This window comes from Paenibacillus faecalis (genome assembly GCF_900289175.1).
Lineage (GTDB): Bacteria > Bacillota > Bacilli > Paenibacillales > Paenibacillaceae > Paenibacillus_AQ > Paenibacillus_AQ faecalis.
The window spans coordinates 3311400-3330648 of record NZ_LT985747.1 but is presented as its reverse complement, the minus strand read 5'-3'; the positions used below and the strand labels follow the sequence as shown (position 1 = coordinate 3330648).

The 19249-nt window shown below is 45.5% G+C and carries 17 protein-coding genes, 1 tRNA gene and 1 other annotated feature (1 of these 19 running past the window's edge); of the genes, 14 read left to right on the top strand and 4 right to left on the bottom strand.

From position 1 onward, the window contains the following. Positions 1-39: 39 nt before the first annotated feature. From C8268_RS15775 to C8268_RS15745, 7 genes are all read left to right on the top strand, one after another. Positions 40-969, top strand: a complete 930-nt coding sequence (locus tag C8268_RS15775; protein WP_234032826.1) for an ABC transporter permease — start codon at positions 40-42, stop codon at positions 967-969. Continuing rightward, entirely contained in the window at positions 970-1842 is an 873-nt protein-coding gene (locus tag C8268_RS15770; RefSeq protein WP_234032825.1) for a carbohydrate ABC transporter permease, read from the top strand. Between the two features lie 57 nt (positions 1843-1899). Further along, entirely contained in the window at positions 1900-3519 is a 1620-nt protein-coding gene (locus C8268_RS15765) for an extracellular solute-binding protein (RefSeq protein ID WP_106768551.1), read from the top strand. A 221-nt stretch (positions 3520-3740) separates the two neighbouring features. Beyond that, positions 3741-4490 (top strand): class I SAM-dependent methyltransferase, encoded by a 750-nt coding sequence (locus C8268_RS15760; RefSeq protein ID WP_106768550.1) that lies wholly within the window; start codon positions 3741-3743, stop codon positions 4488-4490. Next, positions 4490-5503: an MBL fold metallo-hydrolase gene (locus C8268_RS15755; RefSeq protein WP_106768549.1), complete on the top strand. Its 1014-nt coding sequence runs from the start codon at positions 4490-4492 to the stop codon at positions 5501-5503. The genes C8268_RS15760 and C8268_RS15755 overlap by 1 nt, the downstream gene beginning before the upstream one ends. A gap of 236 nt (positions 5504-5739) precedes the next feature. Then, positions 5740-8181, top strand: coding sequence for a glycogen/starch/alpha-glucan phosphorylase (locus C8268_RS15750; RefSeq protein WP_106768548.1), 2442 nt, complete (start codon positions 5740-5742; stop codon positions 8179-8181). 223 nt (positions 8182-8404) lie between these two features. Further along, positions 8405-9307, top strand: coding sequence for a helix-turn-helix transcriptional regulator (locus C8268_RS15745; protein ID WP_106768547.1), 903 nt, complete (start codon positions 8405-8407; stop codon positions 9305-9307). Between the two features lie 70 nt (positions 9308-9377). On the opposite strand, the gene C8268_RS15740 is transcribed toward C8268_RS15745, so the two are convergent. After that, positions 9378-9935 (bottom strand): phosphatidylglycerophosphatase A family protein, encoded by a 558-nt coding sequence (locus C8268_RS15740; protein WP_106768546.1) that lies wholly within the window; start codon positions 9933-9935, stop codon positions 9378-9380. Between the two features lie 161 nt (positions 9936-10096). Between C8268_RS15740 and C8268_RS15735 the strand changes: the two genes are divergently transcribed. The 3 genes from C8268_RS15735 to C8268_RS15725 all read left to right on the top strand — a co-directional run bounded on the left by C8268_RS15735 (position 10097) and on the right by C8268_RS15725 (position 12628). Next, on the top strand, positions 10097-11149 hold the full coding sequence (locus tag C8268_RS15735) for a GerMN domain-containing protein (protein WP_106768545.1): 1053 nt from the start codon (positions 10097-10099) through the stop codon (positions 11147-11149). A gap of 96 nt (positions 11150-11245) precedes the next feature. Next, a complete protein-coding gene (gene rph / locus C8268_RS15730; RefSeq protein ID WP_106768544.1) occupies positions 11246-12004 on the top strand; it encodes a ribonuclease PH in 759 nt (252 codons plus the stop codon). Between the two features lie 3 nt (positions 12005-12007). Beyond that, positions 12008-12628, top strand: coding sequence for an XTP/dITP diphosphatase (locus C8268_RS15725; RefSeq protein ID WP_106768543.1), 621 nt, complete (start codon positions 12008-12010; stop codon positions 12626-12628). 118 nt (positions 12629-12746) lie between these two features. Here C8268_RS15725 and asnB read toward each other — a convergent pair whose 3' ends face one another. Continuing rightward, positions 12747-14591: an asparagine synthase (glutamine-hydrolyzing) gene (gene asnB / locus C8268_RS15720; protein WP_106768542.1), complete on the bottom strand. Its 1845-nt coding sequence runs from the start codon at positions 14589-14591 to the stop codon at positions 12747-12749. 158 nt (positions 14592-14749) lie between these two features. Between asnB and C8268_RS15715 the strand changes: the two genes are divergently transcribed. Further along, complete coding sequence (locus C8268_RS15715) at positions 14750-15073, top strand: hypothetical protein (protein ID WP_106768541.1); 324 nt, start codon at positions 14750-14752, stop codon at positions 15071-15073. Positions 15074-15090: 17 nt separating this feature from the next. Continuing rightward, a complete protein-coding gene (locus C8268_RS15710) occupies positions 15091-15453 on the top strand; it encodes a hypothetical protein (RefSeq protein ID WP_106768540.1) in 363 nt (120 codons plus the stop codon). Positions 15454-15593: 140 nt separating this feature from the next. Here C8268_RS15710 and C8268_RS15705 read toward each other — a convergent pair whose 3' ends face one another. Further along, the gene (locus C8268_RS15705) at positions 15594-15887 is read right to left on the bottom strand and encodes a magnetosome magnetite crystal formation protein family (RefSeq protein WP_106768539.1); all 294 of its coding nucleotides are present in this window, start codon (positions 15885-15887) and stop codon (positions 15594-15596) included. A gap of 160 nt (positions 15888-16047) precedes the next feature. Between C8268_RS15705 and C8268_RS15700 the strand changes: the two genes are divergently transcribed. Next, a tRNA-Arg gene (locus C8268_RS15700) sits at positions 16048-16121 on the top strand. 495 nt (positions 16122-16616) lie between these two features. Beyond that, on the top strand, positions 16617-17060 hold the full coding sequence (locus tag C8268_RS15695; RefSeq protein WP_106768538.1) for a hypothetical protein: 444 nt from the start codon (positions 16617-16619) through the stop codon (positions 17058-17060). Positions 17061-17129: 69 nt separating this feature from the next. Here C8268_RS15695 and C8268_RS15690 read toward each other — a convergent pair whose 3' ends face one another. Further along, complete coding sequence (locus tag C8268_RS15690; protein ID WP_106768537.1) at positions 17130-18995, bottom strand: arginine--tRNA ligase; 1866 nt, start codon at positions 18993-18995, stop codon at positions 17130-17132. A gap of 42 nt (positions 18996-19037) precedes the next feature. Next, positions 19038-19249 (bottom strand) — a binding site (T-box leader) (it continues 8 nt past the right edge of the window).

Genomic DNA, 19249 nt, shown 5'->3' with positions numbered 1-19249 from the left:
ACCATGAGCAGAATATTTGAATCTGAAAGAAGGGGAGACATGCAGGAGAATATGACGAATTCAGGGCATTCATTGCTCAAACGAATGTGGGCGGCAAAATATTTATACTTGATGGCACTGCCTGTATTATTGTTTTACGCTGTATTTAGTTATGCGCCTATGTACGGAATTACGCTAGCTTTTAAAGAGTTTAGTTTTGCCGATGGAATTACGGGAAGTCCCTGGGTCGGAATGAAATACTTAAACGAAGTGTTTGCTCTTCCTGAATTTTGGGAAGTGGTAAGAAACACGCTGATCATTGCGGGAGGCCGTTTGTTGCTTGAGTTTCCGGTTCCCATTATTTTTGCGCTGCTACTTAATGAAGTGTTACACAAAAAATTAAAGCGCTTTTATCAAACGGTATACACATTTCCTCATTTTTTATCGTGGGTCATCATGTCCGGTATTGCTTTCAACTTTTTAGGAGATATGGGACTGTTCAATCAGATGCTTACGGCGCTTGGATTAGAGAAACAAAGATGGCTGATGGATGAATCTGCGTTCAGATGGTTATTGTTTGGTTCGAATATATGGAAGGAGATGGGCTGGGGGACGATCATTTATTTGGCAACAATTTCAGGAATCAATCCTTCGCTATATGAGGCGGCTGAGATGGATGGGGCAAATCAATGGCAGAAAATGAAAGCGATTACAATCCCATCCTTGAAGAGCACGATCGCCATCTTGTTTATTTTGCAGGTGGGGACGATGATGAACGCCGGATTTGATCAAATTTTGAACTTGTATAACCCGACGGTTTACAGTGTTGCGGATATATTGGACACCTATATTTACCGTGAGACATTTTTTGCCGGAGCCAGCTTTAGTTTTTCAACAGCGGTCGGACTGTTCAAATCGGTCGTGAACTGTATTTTGCTTGTGACTGCAAACTATATCGTCAGGAAATTGGGACAAGAAGGTGTCGTTTAATTGAGAAAATTCACATCGTTTAATTTTGGGATCCATGTCGTATTGATGGCTGTAGCGATCTGTATGATCGTCCCCTTCTACAGCGTCGTCATTAGTTCATTCGCCTCCGTAGAAGCGATTGGGAAGCAAGGGGTCTATCTAATCCCTACTTCATTTGATCTATCCTCGTATAAATATATATTTTCGGGATTGCAAGTCTGGAAATCGCTGGGGGTATCGGTGTTTGTAACGATTGTTGGAACGGCGACAAGCATGCTGTTTACAGTGTGTGGCGCGTATGCCGTATCGAAAAAGAAGATGCCCGGCTCAAAAATTATACTGACCTGTATCGTATTTACGATGCTGTTCAGCGGCGGTCTTGTTCCTTTTTATTTGACGGTGAAAAATTTGCATCTTCTGAACAATCTGGCAAGCCTGATTCTTCCGACAGCGGTGAATACGTTTTATTTCATCATTATGCTCAGTTATTTTCGCACTGTGCCTGAGGCGCTCGAAGAATCGGCGAAAATCGATGGTGCGAATGATTTACAGATTTTGTATAAAATTATTATTCCAACTTCCGTACCTACGATGATTGCAATTACGCTCTTCTATGCAGTGGATCGTTGGAACGATTGGTGGAGCGCTATGATCTTTATTCGCGATACTTCCAAGTTTCCGATGCAGCTGTATTTACGTGAAATGTTAATCGACGTCAACAAAATGATTTCCGGAAATGTCGGAAGCTCCTTTGTTGATCAGGCAAGAGATACATTTCCGCTTGGCATTCAAATGGCTGCAGTCATGATTACGACGTTGCCGATCATTTTCGTTTATCCATGGCTTCAAAAATATTTTGCCAACGGTGTCATGCTCGGAGCCATTAAAGAGTAAGCCGGATTTTTTAGGGCGTCTGTCCCTCAATTTATATAATTTACAGGAGGACTATTTATGAGAAATACGAATAAGGGAAAGTTACTTTTAATGATTGTTCTAACATTTGTACTCGTTTTTGTATCCGCTTGCAGTAAGAATGAAGATTCAGAAGCAGGCAGTGACAACACAAACGCTGCTAAAGAACAAGTCGAAGTGAGTGTAGGGTTTTGGGATGTGGAGAAAACTTTTGAAGGCAGAGATTCGGATGAAATGCTGAAAAAGATTGAAACGGACTTCGAAATGACCTTTAAGCCGATTAACCTTAGCTGGGCAGATTATTCGGAAAAACTCAAGTTATGGGCAGTGTCAGAGGAGCTGCCGGATGCATTTGCCATCGACTTGGTCGGAGGGGATTGGGATACGTATAACAAGTGGATCGAACAAGGGATCGTTCGTGCATTACCAGAAGATTTAAGCAAATATCCGAATCTGGAGAAATTTATGAATCAACCGGACATCGCTCCGTTAAAGCGTGATGGGAAATTTTATATGATTCCTCGCCGAGGAGGCAATGCCGATCAGTGGTCTTTGGAAAGAGGGATCATTGTCCGCAAGGACTGGATGGAGAAGCTGGGTATTCCTGTTCCAACCACATTCGAAGAGTATAAGGCTTTATTTAAGGCGTTTGCAGATCAAGACCCGGACGGTAACCAAAAAGATGACACGATTGGGTTAACTCCAAAAACGGCGGGGATGATCGATGCTGCATTTATGGGAACATCCATTCCACAAATGGCGAACGGTGCTTGGGTCTTCGAGGACGGAAAGTGGATTCCTCCGTTTGCTTCCAAGCATGTGGTCGAGGGTATTCAGCAGCTGCGTGAATTGTATAAAGAAGGCGCGCTTGATCCTGACTTTGCGCTTATCAAAGGCAATGATGCTGTTGAGAAATTTGCCCAAGGCAAGGCAGGAGCATTAGGAGGACAAATTGCCGAGGATGCATTGATGAAGGTTAGAGACCTGTGGGACAAATACAATCCGGATAAAGTGTTTGAAGATTCTATTCTCGTGCTGCCGATTTGGGAAAATAGCGATGGTGAGCTCTATCGGTTTACGACGACTTCGTATTGGTCTGAGACATACTTCAGCAATAAGGTCGACGATGAGAAAATGGATCGGTTACTGCAATTTTTTGATTACAGCCTTTCACAGGATGGAATGGATTTCTTCCTTTACGGCTTTGAAGGCGTAGATTATACAGTAGATGGTGATAAACGTGTCATCACATTGCCGAAAGATGAGAAGTCCGGTGCTTTTGTCAATTTGAATACGAAATACAAATCGGTGGATTTTCTGAAGGATTTTGCAGCTTGGCAGGTGCACTATAACTTCGATGATGACCTTAAGAAACAATTGTTCGGTGAGAAATTGGCAGGTATTCAGGAAGAAGCGTTCAAGTTCCAAATGAGCAACGCCAAAATCATCCCGACAAACTATAGCATTAATCTCATGTCAACGCCGGCTAAAGACAAGCTTTCTTCTATTAAATATATCGATGAAATTACAAAAATTATTATCAGCGATGATGATCCAGCCAAAATGTGGGGAGACGCGATGAAAAGCTACGAAGACAAAGGGTTGATGCAAGCGATCCAAGAAGTGAACGATGAAGCGCAAAAACAAGGAATACAATAACAGAAAACAGATACGAAAAGCTTGCTGCGGATCATTCAATTAAACCGTGGCAAGCCTTTTCATTTTAGCGTAAACTGCCTTATTAAGAGTTCTTCGAAGGAAAAGAAGCGCTGTTGGCGAATATACTATAGTGACTTACTCCCTTGCGTTTTTGTTTAGTTATACGAATGGGATGAAGTCCTTTTTTATGTCGTAAAAAATAGACAAGGGGGATGATACCGATGGCGAAGTGGTATGAGAAAAGCTTTGGAGAAGATTATCTGCTCGTATATCAGCATCGCGACGCGCAAGGAGCTGCTCACGAGGTACAGAAGATGATATCATGGCTCAATCTCCCGGCAGGGGCCAAAGTACTTGACTTATGCTGCGGAATGGGACGCCATGCACTTGCCTTGTCGCAAGCGGGTTATAAGGTGACAGGCATCGATCTGTCCGATGTCCTGTTAAGGGAAGCCAAACAGCAGGATAAGGACAATATGGTTACCTGGATTTTATCCGATATGCGTCACTTGCCAGTGAATGATGATGAGTTTGACGCGGTTCTTAACTTGTTTACATCATTTGGCTACTTTACGAAGGATGAGGAGCATATAAAGGTGCTGCAGCAAATATATCGTGTTCTGAAGCCAGGCGGACAATTTATTATTGATTTTTTGAATCCGGATTTTGTGGAGCGTAATCTTGTTCCAGAGTCCTTTCGGGTATCCGGGGACCAACGGATTGACGAGAGAAGACAGATAGAAGGCGGCTATGTGAAAAAGGATATATCCATCACTGATCTGAATAGCGGTAAGACACGTCATTATTGCGAGCGCGTAAAGCTTTATAGACTCGATCTATTTATGTCTATGGCCGAAGCGGCTGGATTGTGCATTGACCGGGTCCTTGGAAACTATAATGAGGAAAAATATAATTCGAAAACGTCCCCGAGAATGATTTTTCTCGGTCGGCGTCCTATGGAGAAGAGCTGATGAGACATAACATGAGCGGACAAAGTCCGGAAATTTCACATATTGATGAGCATGGACTAATACAAGTCAAGATCACATTATCGAATCCGTTGCGCTGGGTGAACAGTTATATCATGCGGGATGAAGATGGGATGACGCTGATTGATCCGGGGCCTCGAACCAACACTTCGGAGCAGGAATGGAAGGATGCTCTGACAATGCTTCGGATTGGGTTTGACGAGATTACAACTGTTGTAATCACCCATCATCATCCGGATCATTATGGAATGGCAGGCTGGTTTCAGGAGAAAAGCGGGGCTGATGTATGGATGTCAGAGCGTGCCCATCAAGAGGCTGGGCTGATGTGGGGAGACTTTGGTGCAGCGGATATGAACGAAGAAATGCCTGCTTTTTTTGCTCTCCACGGCATGCCCCAAGCCTGGCTGAGTCAACTGCCTGAGCACCTAAACAGCTTTATTGCGCAAGTATCCCCCCAGCCTAAAGTAACTTATATCCGTGAGGACACGCCGCTGCGCATGGGGGGCCGTGTATGGCTGCCTGTGCAAACCGCCGGCCATGCACCGGGGCATCTGTCCTTCTATCATCCGGACAGCGGCGTCATGATCTGCGGCGATGCTGTATTGCCGCAGATTTCGCCTAACGTCAGCCTCGTGCCCGGCAGCGATGCCGAGCCGCTTTGGCTCTTTCTGGAGGGGCTGCGCCGCCTCCGGGAACTGCCTGTCCGGGTCGCATATCCCGGACACCGCCACCCGTTCACGCATTATCGTGAACGGATCGACGCGCTCCTTTTACATCATGAGGAGCGCTTGACAGACATTGCCGGCATGTTGTCTAGAGCCGGCGGCCTTACCGCCTTCGAGGTCTGCACAGCCCTCTTCGGCGATCAGCTCGGCATCCACCAGATGCGCTTTGCGATGTGTGAAGCGCTGGCTCATCTCGCCGAGCTTGTCCGGCAAGGACGGGCAGAACAAAGGGAAACGGAAGCGGGAGTTTACCGATTTAGGCTAGTTTGAGTAGCATTTTCGGATCTTGTGAATAGCACATTCACCCAATGATCTATACAAGTGTGTCAGTGTGCGGGCTACAGCATATTCATAACAATCAGGACTTTTTAGGAACACGATTTTGAGTTTAAAAAGCGTGTGTAACTCTCAGGCGAGGGAGGCTTCAGTTCGGGGCATGTGATAAGGCCCTCTGTTGTTGCTAAAGATACTGCCACCTAAACTTTTACGTCAGGAGGACACTTCTTTTGTTTAACAACAAGGAATTATTCAAAACGGTGTTCAAGGAACAGTTGGTCAGTCGTTTGGGAAGAAGTATGGAAGATGCGACGGCAGGTGATATTTATAAAATTCTCGGTGGTCTCATTCGAGAATGGGTCGGTCAAGAGTGGGCGAAGACCAATCAGAATTATAGAGTGCAGCAGGAGAAGCAGATATATTACTTTTCAATCGAGTTTTTGATCGGCCGGCTTCTGGGCAACAACCTGTTAAATCTCGGTATCTTGAAAACGGTTCAAGACGGATTGCTCGATTTAGGCTGGGACTTGGAACAAATTGAAGAACAAGAGCCGGATGCGGGTCTCGGGAATGGAGGATTGGGACGTCTTGCAGCATGCTTTCTTGATTCTCTGGCTTCCTTGAAGTATCCCGGTCACGGCTGCGGAATCCGGTATAAATACGGCTTGTTTGAACAAAAAATCGTCGATGGCGATCAGGTGGAGCTTCCTGATAACTGGCTCCAGAAGAGCTGCGTATGGGAAGAGCAGCGGTTGGACGAAAGAGTTGAGGTTTGTTTTTGGGGCCGGGTGGAGGTACGTGAAAAGAACGGCTCACCTGTGTTTGACACAGTGAATTGTGAGAAGGTGTGGGCTGTCCCTTATGACGTGCCCATTATAGGTTATGATAGTTCCATTGTGAATACCCTTCGATTATGGAGTGCGCAGCCATCGATCGATCCTTCTGTAATAAAGAGTGGTGAGTTTAACAGACATGACCGATTTTTGGATTATACTCGTTCGGTAGAATCGATCTCTGAATTTTTGTATCCGGACGACTCTAGCTATGAAGGCAGGTTGCTGCGCTTGAAACAGCAGTATTTCCTATGCTCTGCGGGCATCCAAAATATACTTCGTTCGTTCGATAAATTAGAACTTTCTTATACAAAGCTGCCTGATAAAGTTGCGATTCATATCAATGATACACATCCTGTATTGGTGATTCCCGAGCTGATGCGTATTCTAATGGATGAGAAGGGCTATGGATGGGATGAAGCCTGGGATATTACAACCCGGACGGTTTCTTACACCAATCATACTTTGTTAAGTGAAGCATTGGAGACATGGCCTGTTCATATGGTACGTGAACTGCTGCCCCGCGTCTATATGATCATCGAGGAAATGAACAAACGTTTTTGCGGCATGCTGCTCGAACGCTATGCAGACCGTCAGTATTTGGTGTCTCAGATGGCGATCATTGAGCATGATCAAATCAAAATGGCTCATCTGGCTGTAGTCGGAAGCCACAGTGTCAATGGAGTGGCTGAACTTCATACTAAATTGCTAAAAGGCAGTGTGATGAAGCCGTTTGACGATCTGTTCCCGGAACGCTTCAACAATAAGACGAATGGAATTACGCATCGCCGCTGGCTGATGCATTCCAATTCCAAGCTTAGTCATTTGATCAATGAAAGCATCGGAACAGAATGGATAAAGCATCCGCAGCAACTGCTTCAGCTGAAGTCGTTCAAAGATGATGCGGCATTTCAGGAACAAATAATGAATATCAAGCGTAACAACAAGCTGCGGTTAGCAGCGTATATCGCTCAAAAACAAGGGATTACAGTCGATCCGGATTCCATCTTTGATGTTCAGGTGAAGAGGCTTCACGGATACAAAAGACAGCTGATGAACATTTTGCACGTCATGCATTTATACAATGAAATCAAGGATGCACCGACGGCAGATCATGTGCCGAGAACTTTTATATTTGCTGCCAAGGCAGCTCCAGGCTATTTATTGGCGAAAAGTATTATTAAGCTGATCAATGTGGTCGCGGATGTTGTGAATAAAGATCCCGAGGTCAACAGCAAATTGAAAGTGTTGTTTCTGGAAAATTATTCGGTATCGTTAGCGGAGAGAATCATTCCCGCAGCCAATGTGAGCGAGCAGATTTCCACAGCCGGCAAGGAGGCTTCCGGCACCGGGAATATGAAATTTATGATGAACGGTGCGCTGACGATCGGTACGCTAGACGGTGCAAATGTTGAGATGTACGAGATGCTTGGGGACGATAACATGTTCCTGTTCGGGCTGCGCTCTGAAGAAGTATTGGAATTTTATAAACATGGTGGATATCTGGCTAGAGATGTTTACGAGCAGGAGCCATGGATCAAGCGGGTTATTGACCAATTGGTCGTTCCTGGCCCGTTTTGCACTTATGATCGTGAATTTGAACTCATTTTTCAGTCGATTTTAGAGCATAATGATGAATATTTTGTGCTTTATGATTTGGATAGCTACGCTAAAGCACAAGCTGCAATTAATGAGGCTTATTTGAACCCGCAGGACTGGGCAAGCAAATCCATCGTGAACATCGCCTGCTCGGGACGATTTTCCAGCGACGGTACCATTCATCAGTATGCAGAAGATATTTGGGATATCCGGCAGGTGCAACCGTCGAATTTTGTGTAAAAGCGATAATCTATAATGTTATAAAGCAGGTAACCCAAGGCATTTGAAAAGCTCCTCTATAGGTAGACAGGAAATAATAAAACCTGTTTATCAAGGGGAGCTTTTTAGCTCCTAAAACGGACAAAGGTCACCTACAATACCTTCAGTATCGCAAAAAAGATCAAAACGGAAGTATCCCCCTTTGCTATACTGAATTCATCGACGGGCCCGGAGGTAAGGTTTTATGCTCTATAACGAATACAAGGATATGATTGATCGATCAATCCGCTATATTGAACAGCATCTTTTAGAGGATATTCGATTGGAACATGTAGCGAATCATGCGGCAGTATCCATGTTTCATTTTCACCGTATTTTTCAGTCCATTGTAGGTATGAGCGTTACAGAATATATCAGGCAGCGCCGGCTCACCCACGCAGGCGGTGAACTGGCCCGTACGGATAAGAGGGTATTGGATATTGCCATCGATTATAAATTTGGCACGCAAGAGGCATTTAGCCGGGCGTTTAAGAAAATGTTCGGCATGCCGCCAAAGCAGTACCGAAACTATTATTCATCTTTCGTAACAGTAAAGGAGGAAAAGGAAATGATGACAAAGTTGCCCCAAGGCTGGATTAGAGGTGGAAGTCATCCCGAGGAATACGAGATGGGAGTGAACACAGAGGTTGTGCATCGTGGAAAAACGTCAGGAAGGATTCATGCAGGCGAAGATGCGAGTAAGGAAGGTTTTGGGTCGTTGGCGCAGTTGTTCAAAGCCAAGCATTATTTGGGAAAGCGTATCCGGTTATCGGCTTTTGTGAAAACGGATAAGGTAGCGGTAAGAGCAGGGCTGTGGATGCGGGTGGACGGACCGGAAAATGAAGTGCTGCAGTTGGATAACATGGAGGATCGGCCCATCACAGGTACTAATGATTGGCAGCTGCACACCGTTGTCCTGGATGTTCCTAAACAGAGCGCCGCTATTGCTTTTGGCGTGATGCTGACCGGACCCGGAACGGTATGGATCGACGAAATCCGTCTTGAAGAGGTGGATCATAAGGTGCCTTCCAGTAATATGTTCGCTCTTGATTCCGAAGAGGAGTATGAGTTGCCGGATGGTCCGATCAATCTGGAGCTGAACCCTTAAACCCGATTATTTTCGTTTTGCAAACGAAAACCGGGTGCCTTCTCTAAGGAAGGTACCCGGTTTTTTATGATTAAAGATTATGATCCTCTTCCGTTGTTCCATGCGTTTCAAGCTCAACTTCCTCTTGTTTTCGGTGTGCAATACGGCTGCTGGCCGCAGCTGCAACAGCGCCGACAATATCATCAAGGAACGTATGAACATGTTTGTCGGATTTATCGTTTAGCCGCTCCAATATACCAGGCTTCAACTTGTCAATATAACCGTAGTTCGTAAATCCAATGCTGCCATAAACATTTACAATAGAAAAAGCCAGTATCTCATCAACGCCATAGAGACCTTCATCATGGACTAACATATCTTGAAGCGGAGAGAGGAGCTTTCCTTCTTCCGCTAACAAATCCAACTGGATGCCCGTCAGCACGGCATTCTGAACTTCCCGTTTGCTGAGCACAGCCTCTACATTTTCAATACATTCTTCCATGGTTAACACTGGATAGTACTTTTTCTGAAGGACCATTACCAGCTCGGCGATTTCTTCCGTGGTAACTCCTCGCTTGTGGAGCAGATTCCTTGTCGCTTCTGCGACTTTCTTGCTGTTCAGACTATAAGGTGCTTTTTCGTCTGCCATGATCTCACCCCGTTATTGTAGTAGTTGTTTTTGACCAATATATAGATTGTACTTTTTTCTTCACTACTTTGTCCAGAAACCGGAAACGAAGGGGCATGTTTTGAAAACGGGCTCGTATACATAAGAGTACAACCTGTACAAAATGTAGGGAGGAACAATATATGACGCGTAAACGTAATATTCGCGGGCTATGTGTCGCTGGGCTTATCACGGTTCCGATGATCGTGTCCGGCTGTGGTCCATTTGGCGGGAAGGAATCGGAGGCTATTGATCCGCCGCCTGCTCAAGTGGAATCGCAGATGATCAATGCTGCTTCAGGAAAGTCGATGCAAGGTCAGGTCGGCGTACAAACAACCGTGTATTTGTCTGATCAGAAAGGAATGCTTGCTCCGGTTACTCTGGGTATTCCTGAAGAAGGGAAAGATCCGATTGTCGGCGCCCTGGAAGTGATGGTTGAAGGGGGAGCCTATGCCGGGTATATTCCCGTAGGTTTTCGTGCTGTTCTTCCGGCAGGGACACAGATCAAAAATGTAACGATTGACAAGGAAAATAAAATGGCTGTCGTTGAATTTAATGAGGCTTTTGGTGGATACAAAGCTCAGGATGAACGGAAAATTTTAGAGGCTCTTACCTGGACCCTCACCGGTCATGAAGGAATTGAAAAAGTACAGATTTGGATGGAAGGCGCTAAATTGAATGAAATGCCTGTGAATCGTACGCCACTTGATCGTCCATTGTCGCGGACATTAGGAATTAACTTGCAAAAGGCAGATGACACACAATATTCCCAATCATCACCAGTTACCGTTTATTTTTCAGGATTATCACCAGCAGGCATTCAATATTATGTTCCGGTAACGCGTCTGGTCGCATCCGGGCAGGACACCGTAACTGCAGCGTTGAACGAGCTGATTCGTGGTCCTCAGCGTGAAGATGGTCTGGAGCAGGTGATGACCAGTGAGACGTCTGTTGCGGGAGTGAATAAAAATGAGGACGGTTCGCTTACCGTTTCATTAAATGAAAGCATGTTTGAATCTGGAGACGAGATTCCTTCCGAGATGCTTCAGGCGGTCGTGTTAACAGTTGCAGAAAATTCGAATAACGCGAAGGTAAAAATACAAATGAATGATATGACCGAAGTCAAGGGAGATGATGGGCGCAACTACAGTGAGCCTGTCAGCAAGCCAGAATTTATTAATGAAATCCCTATTTAAGAAGGCAGATTTTGTGAAAAGATGCTTTTATGCCTGCACTTTGGTAGAATAGGGGATGCTAATTAGGATTGCGATAAGATGTAGGAGGAAAAAAACATGAGATTTAACGGACGCAAGAGCGACGAGCTTCGGCCGATGAATTTATCGACCCATGTGAATAAATATGCGGAAGGCTCCGTGTACATCGAAATGGGAGAGACCAAGGTGCTGATTACAGCAACTGTGGACGAGAAGGTTCCCCCGTTTCTGAAAGGACAAGGAAAGGGTTGGGTGACAGCGGAGTATTCCATGCTGCCGCGGGCAACGCAAACTCGCAATCAGCGGGAGGCGAACCGTGGAAAACTCAGCGGCCGGACGATGGAAATTCAGCGACTGATCGGCAGAGCGCTCAGGTCCGTTGTGAATCTGCATGCGCTAGGTGAACGTACGATTACGCTGGACTGTGATGTTATTCAGGCCGATGGCGGTACCCGAACAACTTCCATTACCGGTGCATTTGTAGCGTTGGCGATTGCAGCAAATAAAATTGCTGAGCAGCATAAGCTGGCTGTTTTCCCGATTACTGATTATTTGGCATCTGTCAGTGTCGGTGTTGCAGGTGGGCAAGCACTTTTGGATTTGAATTATGAGGAAGATTCGAAGGCGAAAGTGGATATGAATCTTGTCATGACCGGCAGCGGCAAATTTGTTGAGGTACAGGGTACTGGGGAGGATAGCCCGTTTTCACGTGAAGAGCTCGATCAGATTTTGGAGCTTGGTGAAAAAGGAATCCGTGAGCTGATTTCACGTCAGCAGGAAGCGCTTGGACCTATTGCGGCGAAAATCGGCACAGTCAATACCAGAAGCGGAGTGTGACTCATGAATTTGCAGGGAGACGTTATCATTGTTGCAACACGAAACCAAGGTAAAATCAAAGAATTTTCACACGCCTTTGCACCTCTTGGTAAAAAAGTGGTCAGCATGTTTGATTACCCTGAAATTCCGGACGTCGTAGAGGACGGACAGTCTTTTTCCGAAAATGCGATGAAAAAAGCCAGAACGGTCGGGGATTCGCTGGGGATGCCTGTTCTCGCTGATGACTCAGGTCTATGCGTGGAGGCGTTAAACGGAGAACCTGGGGTTTACTCTGCACGCTATGCCGGCGAGCATGGAGCGGATGAGGATAACAACCGAAAACTCCTTTCTGAGCTTGAAGAACTGCGTCTTGGAGAAGATACGGAGCAGCCGCTGCTTAGTCCAGCACAGTTCGTCTGCGTTCTGGTATTGTATGATCCGGCGACAGGACAATTGATAGAGACAAAAGGAACGGTGGACGGATGGATTACTTCAAACCCGGCAGGATGTGGAGGCTTCGGCTACGATCCGTTATTTTATGTTCCTGAATTTGAAAAAACAATGGCTGAATTGACGCTGGAAGAAAAGCAGTCGATCAGCCATCGCGGCGCGGCGCTGCGTCAACTGGTGGCGAAGCTGCAATAGATGCTTGGTTTGATGTAAGCGGTGGTTTCGAATTATCGCTTACTATACATAAAGGATATTTTCCAATCATTTAGGTGTGAATGGGAAATATCCTTTTTTATTAGATAAAAAACACCATTTATCGAATAGTCACATGGTAATCTTTCAGCCAATAATTCACCTGCGCCAGATATGCAAACAACTGGGGTCCCGACATCAGCTGCCCGAACCAGGGCAGGTTGGAGGATGCATCGGAAGAGGAAGCAAGCTCTCTGATTTTGGCAGTGTTTATAAGCGGTATAATGGGGGAACTAGGATCATCCAGAATGGAAAGGATCTGCTCCTTGACGGCTGTCAGATAGTTCGGATTATGCGTTTTTGGATAAGGGCTTTTTTTGCGGTACAGCACATCTTCAGGCAATATACCTTCCAGCGCTTTTCTTAGTATGCCTTTCTCTCGGTCGCCCGCTGTTTTAATACTCCAAGGAATATTCCATACATACTCAATCAGTCTGTGATCTGTATAAGGTACGCGTACTTCCAAGCCAGCGCCCATGCTCATCCGGTCTTTCCGGTCAAGCAGTGTTGGCATGAAACGGGTAATATTAAGATAAGACATCATACGCATTTTAGATTGTTCACTGGTTTCTCCCTTCAGGATCGGCACTTCTGCGATGGCTTCGCTGTAGCGGTCACCTAAATAATCATGTGGACGGACCCATTCCCGGATTTCAGGGGAGAGCAATTCTGCCCGCATTTTCGGGGCAACAGACCAGGGGAATGTTCCTGAATTCAGCATTTTTTCTTTATGAAACCAGGGATATCCGCCGAATATTTCGTCAGCAGCTTCACCGGAAATAGCTACAGTGGCCTTCTTTTTGATCTCTTGGCAAAACAAAAGCAAGGAGGCGTCAACATCGGCCATACCTGGCAGATCTCTTTTTCGAGTCGATTCATCCAGCGCTTCGATCAGCTCCGGCGTATCGAATTCAATCCAGTGATGTTGCGTTTCAAGTTCTTCATGCATCCGCTTAATCCAGGGGGTATCCGCCCCGGGCTGAAATGAGTGGGATTTAAAATGTCTATCGTTATCAACATAATCCACGGAGTAGGTATGAATTTGACTTTGCCCCGTCCGTTTATAGTATTGTACAGCGATAGCGGAGAGGGCGCTGGAATCAAGTCCCCCTGACAGAAGCGAGCAGACGGGAACGTCGGATATGAGCTGTCTTTGTACTGTGTCGCAGAGCAGCTCACGAAGATGGGAGGTGGTCTGTTCCAGGTCATCTTCGTGCGGTTTGCTCGTAAGCTTCCAATATGTATAGGTCCGAAGGCCGCCCTGATGAAAGATCATCGCTTGCCCGGGCTTCAGTTCCGATACATTTCGGTAAACACCATGCCCCGGTGTTCTTGCCGGACCGATCATAAACACTTCGGCCAGGCCCTCGGGGCCAACAACAGGCTCTACCTTTGGATGCTGCAACAGTGCTTTTGGCTCTGAGCCGAATATAAGTGTTCCATCAACGTAGCTGTAAAATAACGGCTTTACCCCGACTCGGTCCCTTGCCAAAAATACTTGTTCCCTCACACTGTCCCAAATGGCAAATGCGAAGATCCCGTTTAAGCGATTCAGGCAGTCGGGCCCCCATTCGATATAGGAGACAAGAAGAACTTCCGTATCACATTTTGTTTTGAATCGGTGTCCTCTTCGGATCAGTTCATCTTTCAGTTCTGACGCATTATATAACTCTCCATTATATACAATCGCGTAGACCTCTTCTTCTTGCTGGATGATCATAGGTTGGGCACCGTTCTCCGGATCGATAACACTGAGCCTGCGGTGACCAAATGCGCACGGGTTAGAAATCCAGGTGCCTGATCCATCTGGGCCACGGTGTGCGATACTCTCCGTCATTCTAACCAGCAGCTCCGAATCCTGCGTTAAGTCACCTTTCCATTGAATAAATCCGGTTATTCCGCACATGACGGCTTTTCATCCTCTCTTTGTCATTGACATCGCTGATCTTTTGTTTACGTCATTAAAAGTGATACAGATATTATGCCGAAACAAGGCATAAAATGTCTGTCCTTTAACGAAAACTATGAGGGAGGACGATTTTGATTGGAAGGAGTGATAGCGTGATGGACAAGTCAAAATATTATGTTTCCGTTCATGGTCGTTCCGTTTTGAAAGAGCAGGGACAGAGCGCCTATGAGTGGGAAATTGAGGCTACGCCGGAAGAAGCAGATCAGGTAAGAATAGAGCTGGACTTAATGCAGGAAAAGGAAGAGGAGGCGTTCCCGGGTTACATGTTTCCTTGGCCGGATACACCTGAAGAGAGTACAAACGCACCGTTTCAGAATTCACTCGATCGTGTGTACATGTCGATTTATCGTCTGGGAACAGCTGAAACTAGGCATCAGATGGAGCAGCTTCGGCTGCTGCCCCATTTTACTGACCACTAAAGGAGAAATGGTTACCTATGTATTCGATTAAGAGTGCAACAATACGACGTATGACGCAAATAAACGGTACACCATGTGCTGAGATTGAGGTTCACCCCTCTTCTGAAACCGATACCGTAATATTGGCCTATTTGGCTCCATCGGCACCGATCGGGGGGTATGAATTAGTGAAAGTCGTTCGCAGTAACGCCTCTCTTGAGCACGATTGGTTTGATAACTGTATGCATACCGCTTTTGAGGATGCAACGGATGTTGCATTTGAAAATATTACAATCGGTACAGCTGAAGAGGAACGAGACCAATTTAAACAGCAGCTCTTATCTCATGGAACATTGAAGCAGCAGTTGAATGAACGGTTTTATGAAGGCAACGCACCATAACCGCTTAAGATTAATAAAGAGACCATGCTGACGGGCATGGTCTCTTTAATTATGGCGTGCTCATTAAATAAAGGACCTGGCTTTATGCCTGGTCCTTTTCCATAACCCGGTTTAAAGTTTAAATTAAGAGCATGATCTTGCTATGCATACTCTCGGAGTACCTGAATTCCTTTGACCACATTGTATACAAATGCGCTGAAATAGATGATACCGAACAAGATCAAATATCCAATCACTGCACCAAAAGAACCTGCGCTTATAGCCAAAATAATCAGCACAATGGCTGCGATGACAGGAAAAAGGTGAGAGACAAGGGCACGTTTAGCGTGCTTTTCAACATAATGATCTTTGGAGAGGATCCAAACGAGAATTGGCAATATAAACGGTGCGAAAAAGATACTGAAGTAGGATAATGATGCAAGTAACTGCCGCATAGAGTCTCTCCTTTCAATCTTTATTTGTTATACATATTACCCTGTTAGCTGCAAGCTGATTCAAAATCATATGGTTCCCGCAAAAAAGTTCTTTGAATTTCCGCGAAGATACGATATAATAAATTTCGTCATTGTTTTATGACTGCTTATACATAGTTTTGTCCCAGTAGCTCAGCTGGATAGAGCAACGGCCTTCTAAGCCGTCGGTCAGGGGTTCGAATCCCTTCTGGGACGCTTGAAGTAACCGCCATTAGGCGGTTTTTTGCGTATTCCAGAAGGTGAGAACCCCAAATAGGGGTTCGTCGAAGCATAAACTTCGATAGCGTACACTTCGCAGTCGGCCTAAGCAGGCCGTATCCCGAATTGGGACGCTTTGGATAAACCGCCATTGGGCGTTTTTTTTTGCGTATTCCAGAAGGTGAGAACCCCAAAATAGGGGTTCGTCGAAGCATAAGCTACGATAGCATACACTTCGCAGTCGGCCTAATCAGGCCGTATCCCGAAATGGGACGCTTTAAGTTAAACCGCCATTGGGCGGTTTTTTTGCGTATTCCAGAAGGTGAGAACCCGAACTACTGCAATTTTAATTAAAAAGCCTTATACTAAATAGTATCATTAGGAAGTGGAAGAGGTAGGGCGCGGGGCCACGGTATCTTTTGCCGAACCGTACTGATGAGTTCATAAGTATCATACATTTGATAAATATCATACATAAAGGAGAGATCGCTGATGTCATTTACGAAAATATCGCAGAACACCGCTATTCTTTTGGAACATGCCAGAAGATCAGGGCTAGGGGAAGAGGAGCTACTACAGGCTGTTCGTTCGAGTCAGGTTGAAGCATTCCGTGTCGCTCAGAATAACCGGTTCAACTATGCAGAGCTGTTCAGTTATGCAAAGGAGCATGGCGAGGATTTGGAAAAGGCTGTGGCAGAAGGCTACAGAATTACATTTAATACGAGAAACGGTTTGAAAATATGGCTGGAAGAAGCTTTTCATCTAAATTCGGAAACTGATTTTACAGTTGGTGAAGGGGTTATTGAAGGGCTTTTACTAAAGGAAGAAGAGCTGGATCGATTGAAACTGGCTTTGGCTGTGAACTGGACAATTGCGGAAGCAATTAAAACAGACCAGGGCTACAGCGTTAAATTGACGATTCGAGGTTTGCAATAATGGATAATGCTATTTAAAAGCCCCCGCTTAGCGGGGGCTTTTAAATTGGATCATGTATACTTGGGAGGTTTACATGCGGCTCGGTGTTGGCAGCCCAAGAACCTCTAATGCTTCTCCTAGCGTTTCCTTGAAAACATAAGTTAACCATATACGGAAACGGAGTACGTCACCTTCCGCTTTGAGAATCGGACAAGCTCCATAAAAGTTATTAAACAGTGAGGCAAGCTCATATGCGTAATTACATAGCGAATTAGGCGATAGTTCTTTATCCGCTGAATAGAGTGCATCTTGCCAGGCGCTGATGTGTCTCAGCAAGGCATGTTCCGCTTTTTCTAGAGTAGGAAATTGTGTTGGTATTAATGGCGTCATGCCTTTGTCAGTGGCTTTATTTAGTACACTCAATGCGCGGGCATAGGAATAGAGTAAGTAGACACCCGTATTTCCGGATATTTCGGCTGCTTGCTTCATATCAAATACCACTTCAGTTTGCAGAGCAAAACGCAGTAAATAGTAACGGATGGAAGCGGTAGCGATCTCTCGGCTGGACAAGCCCTCTTTATCGGAACGGGCTTCTTCGATGATGTTCTCCATCACGTCGATCAGCTCTGGTATTTTGATGCCGATACCTTGGCGTCCGGACATGGCATAAGAAGCTTTGCCATCCGATGTGTCCATTCCAAGGTCGGCTGCGGCAGATGGGCTCAAGGATACAACGCCGTAGCTGACATGGCGAAGTTTCTCGGCTTCTTTGGTAAATCCTAACCCTTCAAGCGCTTGCTTGACCATCGCCTGCGGATACTGCTGCCGATAATCAATCACGTTAATAACCATGTCACCCTTACCGAATGAATGCATCTCACCATGAGAGCTGGTTGTCCATAGATCTCCTGCGAACTTTTTGTACATAAAATCATTTTGCAGCAAGCCGTATTTCCAGAGATGGTAAGCTATATCCTTCGCAGTATAAGTTAAAATCCCGTTGGAGCGAACAAGCACCTTATCGACACTGTGTTCGGTTTCGTGATCATCTCCGGATTCCTGATCGGTTTGCTTTAACACCCAGCAGCCAGCCAGCTTGCCTTCTGTCTCTTGATGAAACAAGGAAGTTTTCTTAAGCAATTCAAACGCTGAAGCCCAAAATCCTTCTCTGACGATATTGCTTTCCCAGACGAGCAGATCATACTCTATGCCGAATTGCTTCATTTCTTCGATATGTTCACGTACGATTTTTTCAGCTACAAGATGCCCGATCCAGGACAAATTCTGATTGCCTTCTTCGAGTGCATGAAGCACCTCGCTTCTTTGGTTGACCAGCTCCGGATCTTTTTGATAAACCTTGTTTACTGCCGAGTAAATATCCCAGCAATAATCTCCAAAACGGATATGTTCTTTCGATAAGGGAATGTTCTGAAGACCGACGACGGTGTCTGCTAATTGATTGCCCAGATCATCGATGTAATTATGAACCTCCACTTCATAGCCGATTTTTTTCATTAACCGTACGAGCGTATCTCCGATACAAGAATTTCTCAGGTGACCGATATGTGCAGATTTGTTTGGATTGATCGAGGTATGTTCAATAACAACCTTTTTCGCTGGGGCCGGAGGCAGTTCAAATGTCGTTTGAGCCCATATGGACCAATCGATATAAAAATTAATGAAACCTGGCGGAACAACCTGGATACGAGGTATCAATTTTGCAAAAGACTCAGTTTGTTCAAGCTGACTTTTTATTTGCTCGGCAATACGTATGGGTGCATTGCGGAGGGTTTTGGTGAGCTTCATCGAAATATTGGTGGAATAATCGCCGTGATCCATATTGGCAGGCTGCTCGATTTGTACCGTAAGATCAGCCGGCAGAGCTTCTCCATGAACTGAGAGCACGACGTGCTGCACCGCTTGTTGGATGCTGGTAATAATGAATTGACTTAACATTTTTTGAGTCCTCCTTAAAAATAAAAAAAGCCCGTCATCTCATAAAGAGACGAGGACTGTTATGCTCGCGGTACCACTCTTGTTGCTAAACCACAGGTTTAACCACTTTCATACAATAACGGTGTAAGCCGGGACTTCCTACTTGTAGTTTCAGAAGACCTTCTCATGGGTCCGCTTCGTGACCGATTCTGTACCGGTTCCCACTCTCCCGGCTCTCTTGAACTAGACGCTCGATCAGTACTCTCCCAATCATT

Coding starts and splice junctions, on each gene's coding strand:
- C8268_RS15775 (WP_234032826.1), top strand. CDS start 40: ATGCAGGAGAATATGACGAATTCAGGGCATTCATTGCTCAAACGAATG.
- C8268_RS15765 (WP_106768551.1), top strand. CDS start 1,900: ATGAGAAATACGAATAAGGGAAAGTTACTTTTAATGATTGTTCTAACA.
- C8268_RS15760 (WP_106768550.1), top strand. CDS start 3,741: ATGGCGAAGTGGTATGAGAAAAGCTTTGGAGAAGATTATCTGCTCGTA.
- C8268_RS15755 (WP_106768549.1), top strand. CDS start 4,490: ATGAGACATAACATGAGCGGACAAAGTCCGGAAATTTCACATATTGAT.
- C8268_RS15745 (WP_106768547.1), top strand. CDS start 8,405: ATGCTCTATAACGAATACAAGGATATGATTGATCGATCAATCCGCTAT.
- C8268_RS15740 (WP_106768546.1), bottom strand. CDS start 9,935: ATGGCAGACGAAAAAGCACCTTATAGTCTGAACAGCAAGAAAGTCGCA.
- C8268_RS15735 (WP_106768545.1), top strand. CDS start 10,097: ATGACGCGTAAACGTAATATTCGCGGGCTATGTGTCGCTGGGCTTATC.
- rph (WP_106768544.1), top strand. CDS start 11,246: ATGAGATTTAACGGACGCAAGAGCGACGAGCTTCGGCCGATGAATTTA.
- C8268_RS15725 (WP_106768543.1), top strand. CDS start 12,008: ATGAATTTGCAGGGAGACGTTATCATTGTTGCAACACGAAACCAAGGT.
- asnB (WP_106768542.1), bottom strand. CDS start 14,591: ATGTGCGGAATAACCGGATTTATTCAATGGAAAGGTGACTTAACGCAG.
- C8268_RS15715 (WP_106768541.1), top strand. CDS start 14,750: ATGGACAAGTCAAAATATTATGTTTCCGTTCATGGTCGTTCCGTTTTG.
- C8268_RS15710 (WP_106768540.1), top strand. CDS start 15,091: ATGTATTCGATTAAGAGTGCAACAATACGACGTATGACGCAAATAAAC.
- C8268_RS15705 (WP_106768539.1), bottom strand. CDS start 15,887: ATGCGGCAGTTACTTGCATCATTATCCTACTTCAGTATCTTTTTCGCA.
- C8268_RS15695 (WP_106768538.1), top strand. CDS start 16,617: ATGTCATTTACGAAAATATCGCAGAACACCGCTATTCTTTTGGAACAT.
- C8268_RS15690 (WP_106768537.1), bottom strand. CDS start 18,995: ATGTTAAGTCAATTCATTATTACCAGCATCCAACAAGCGGTGCAGCAC.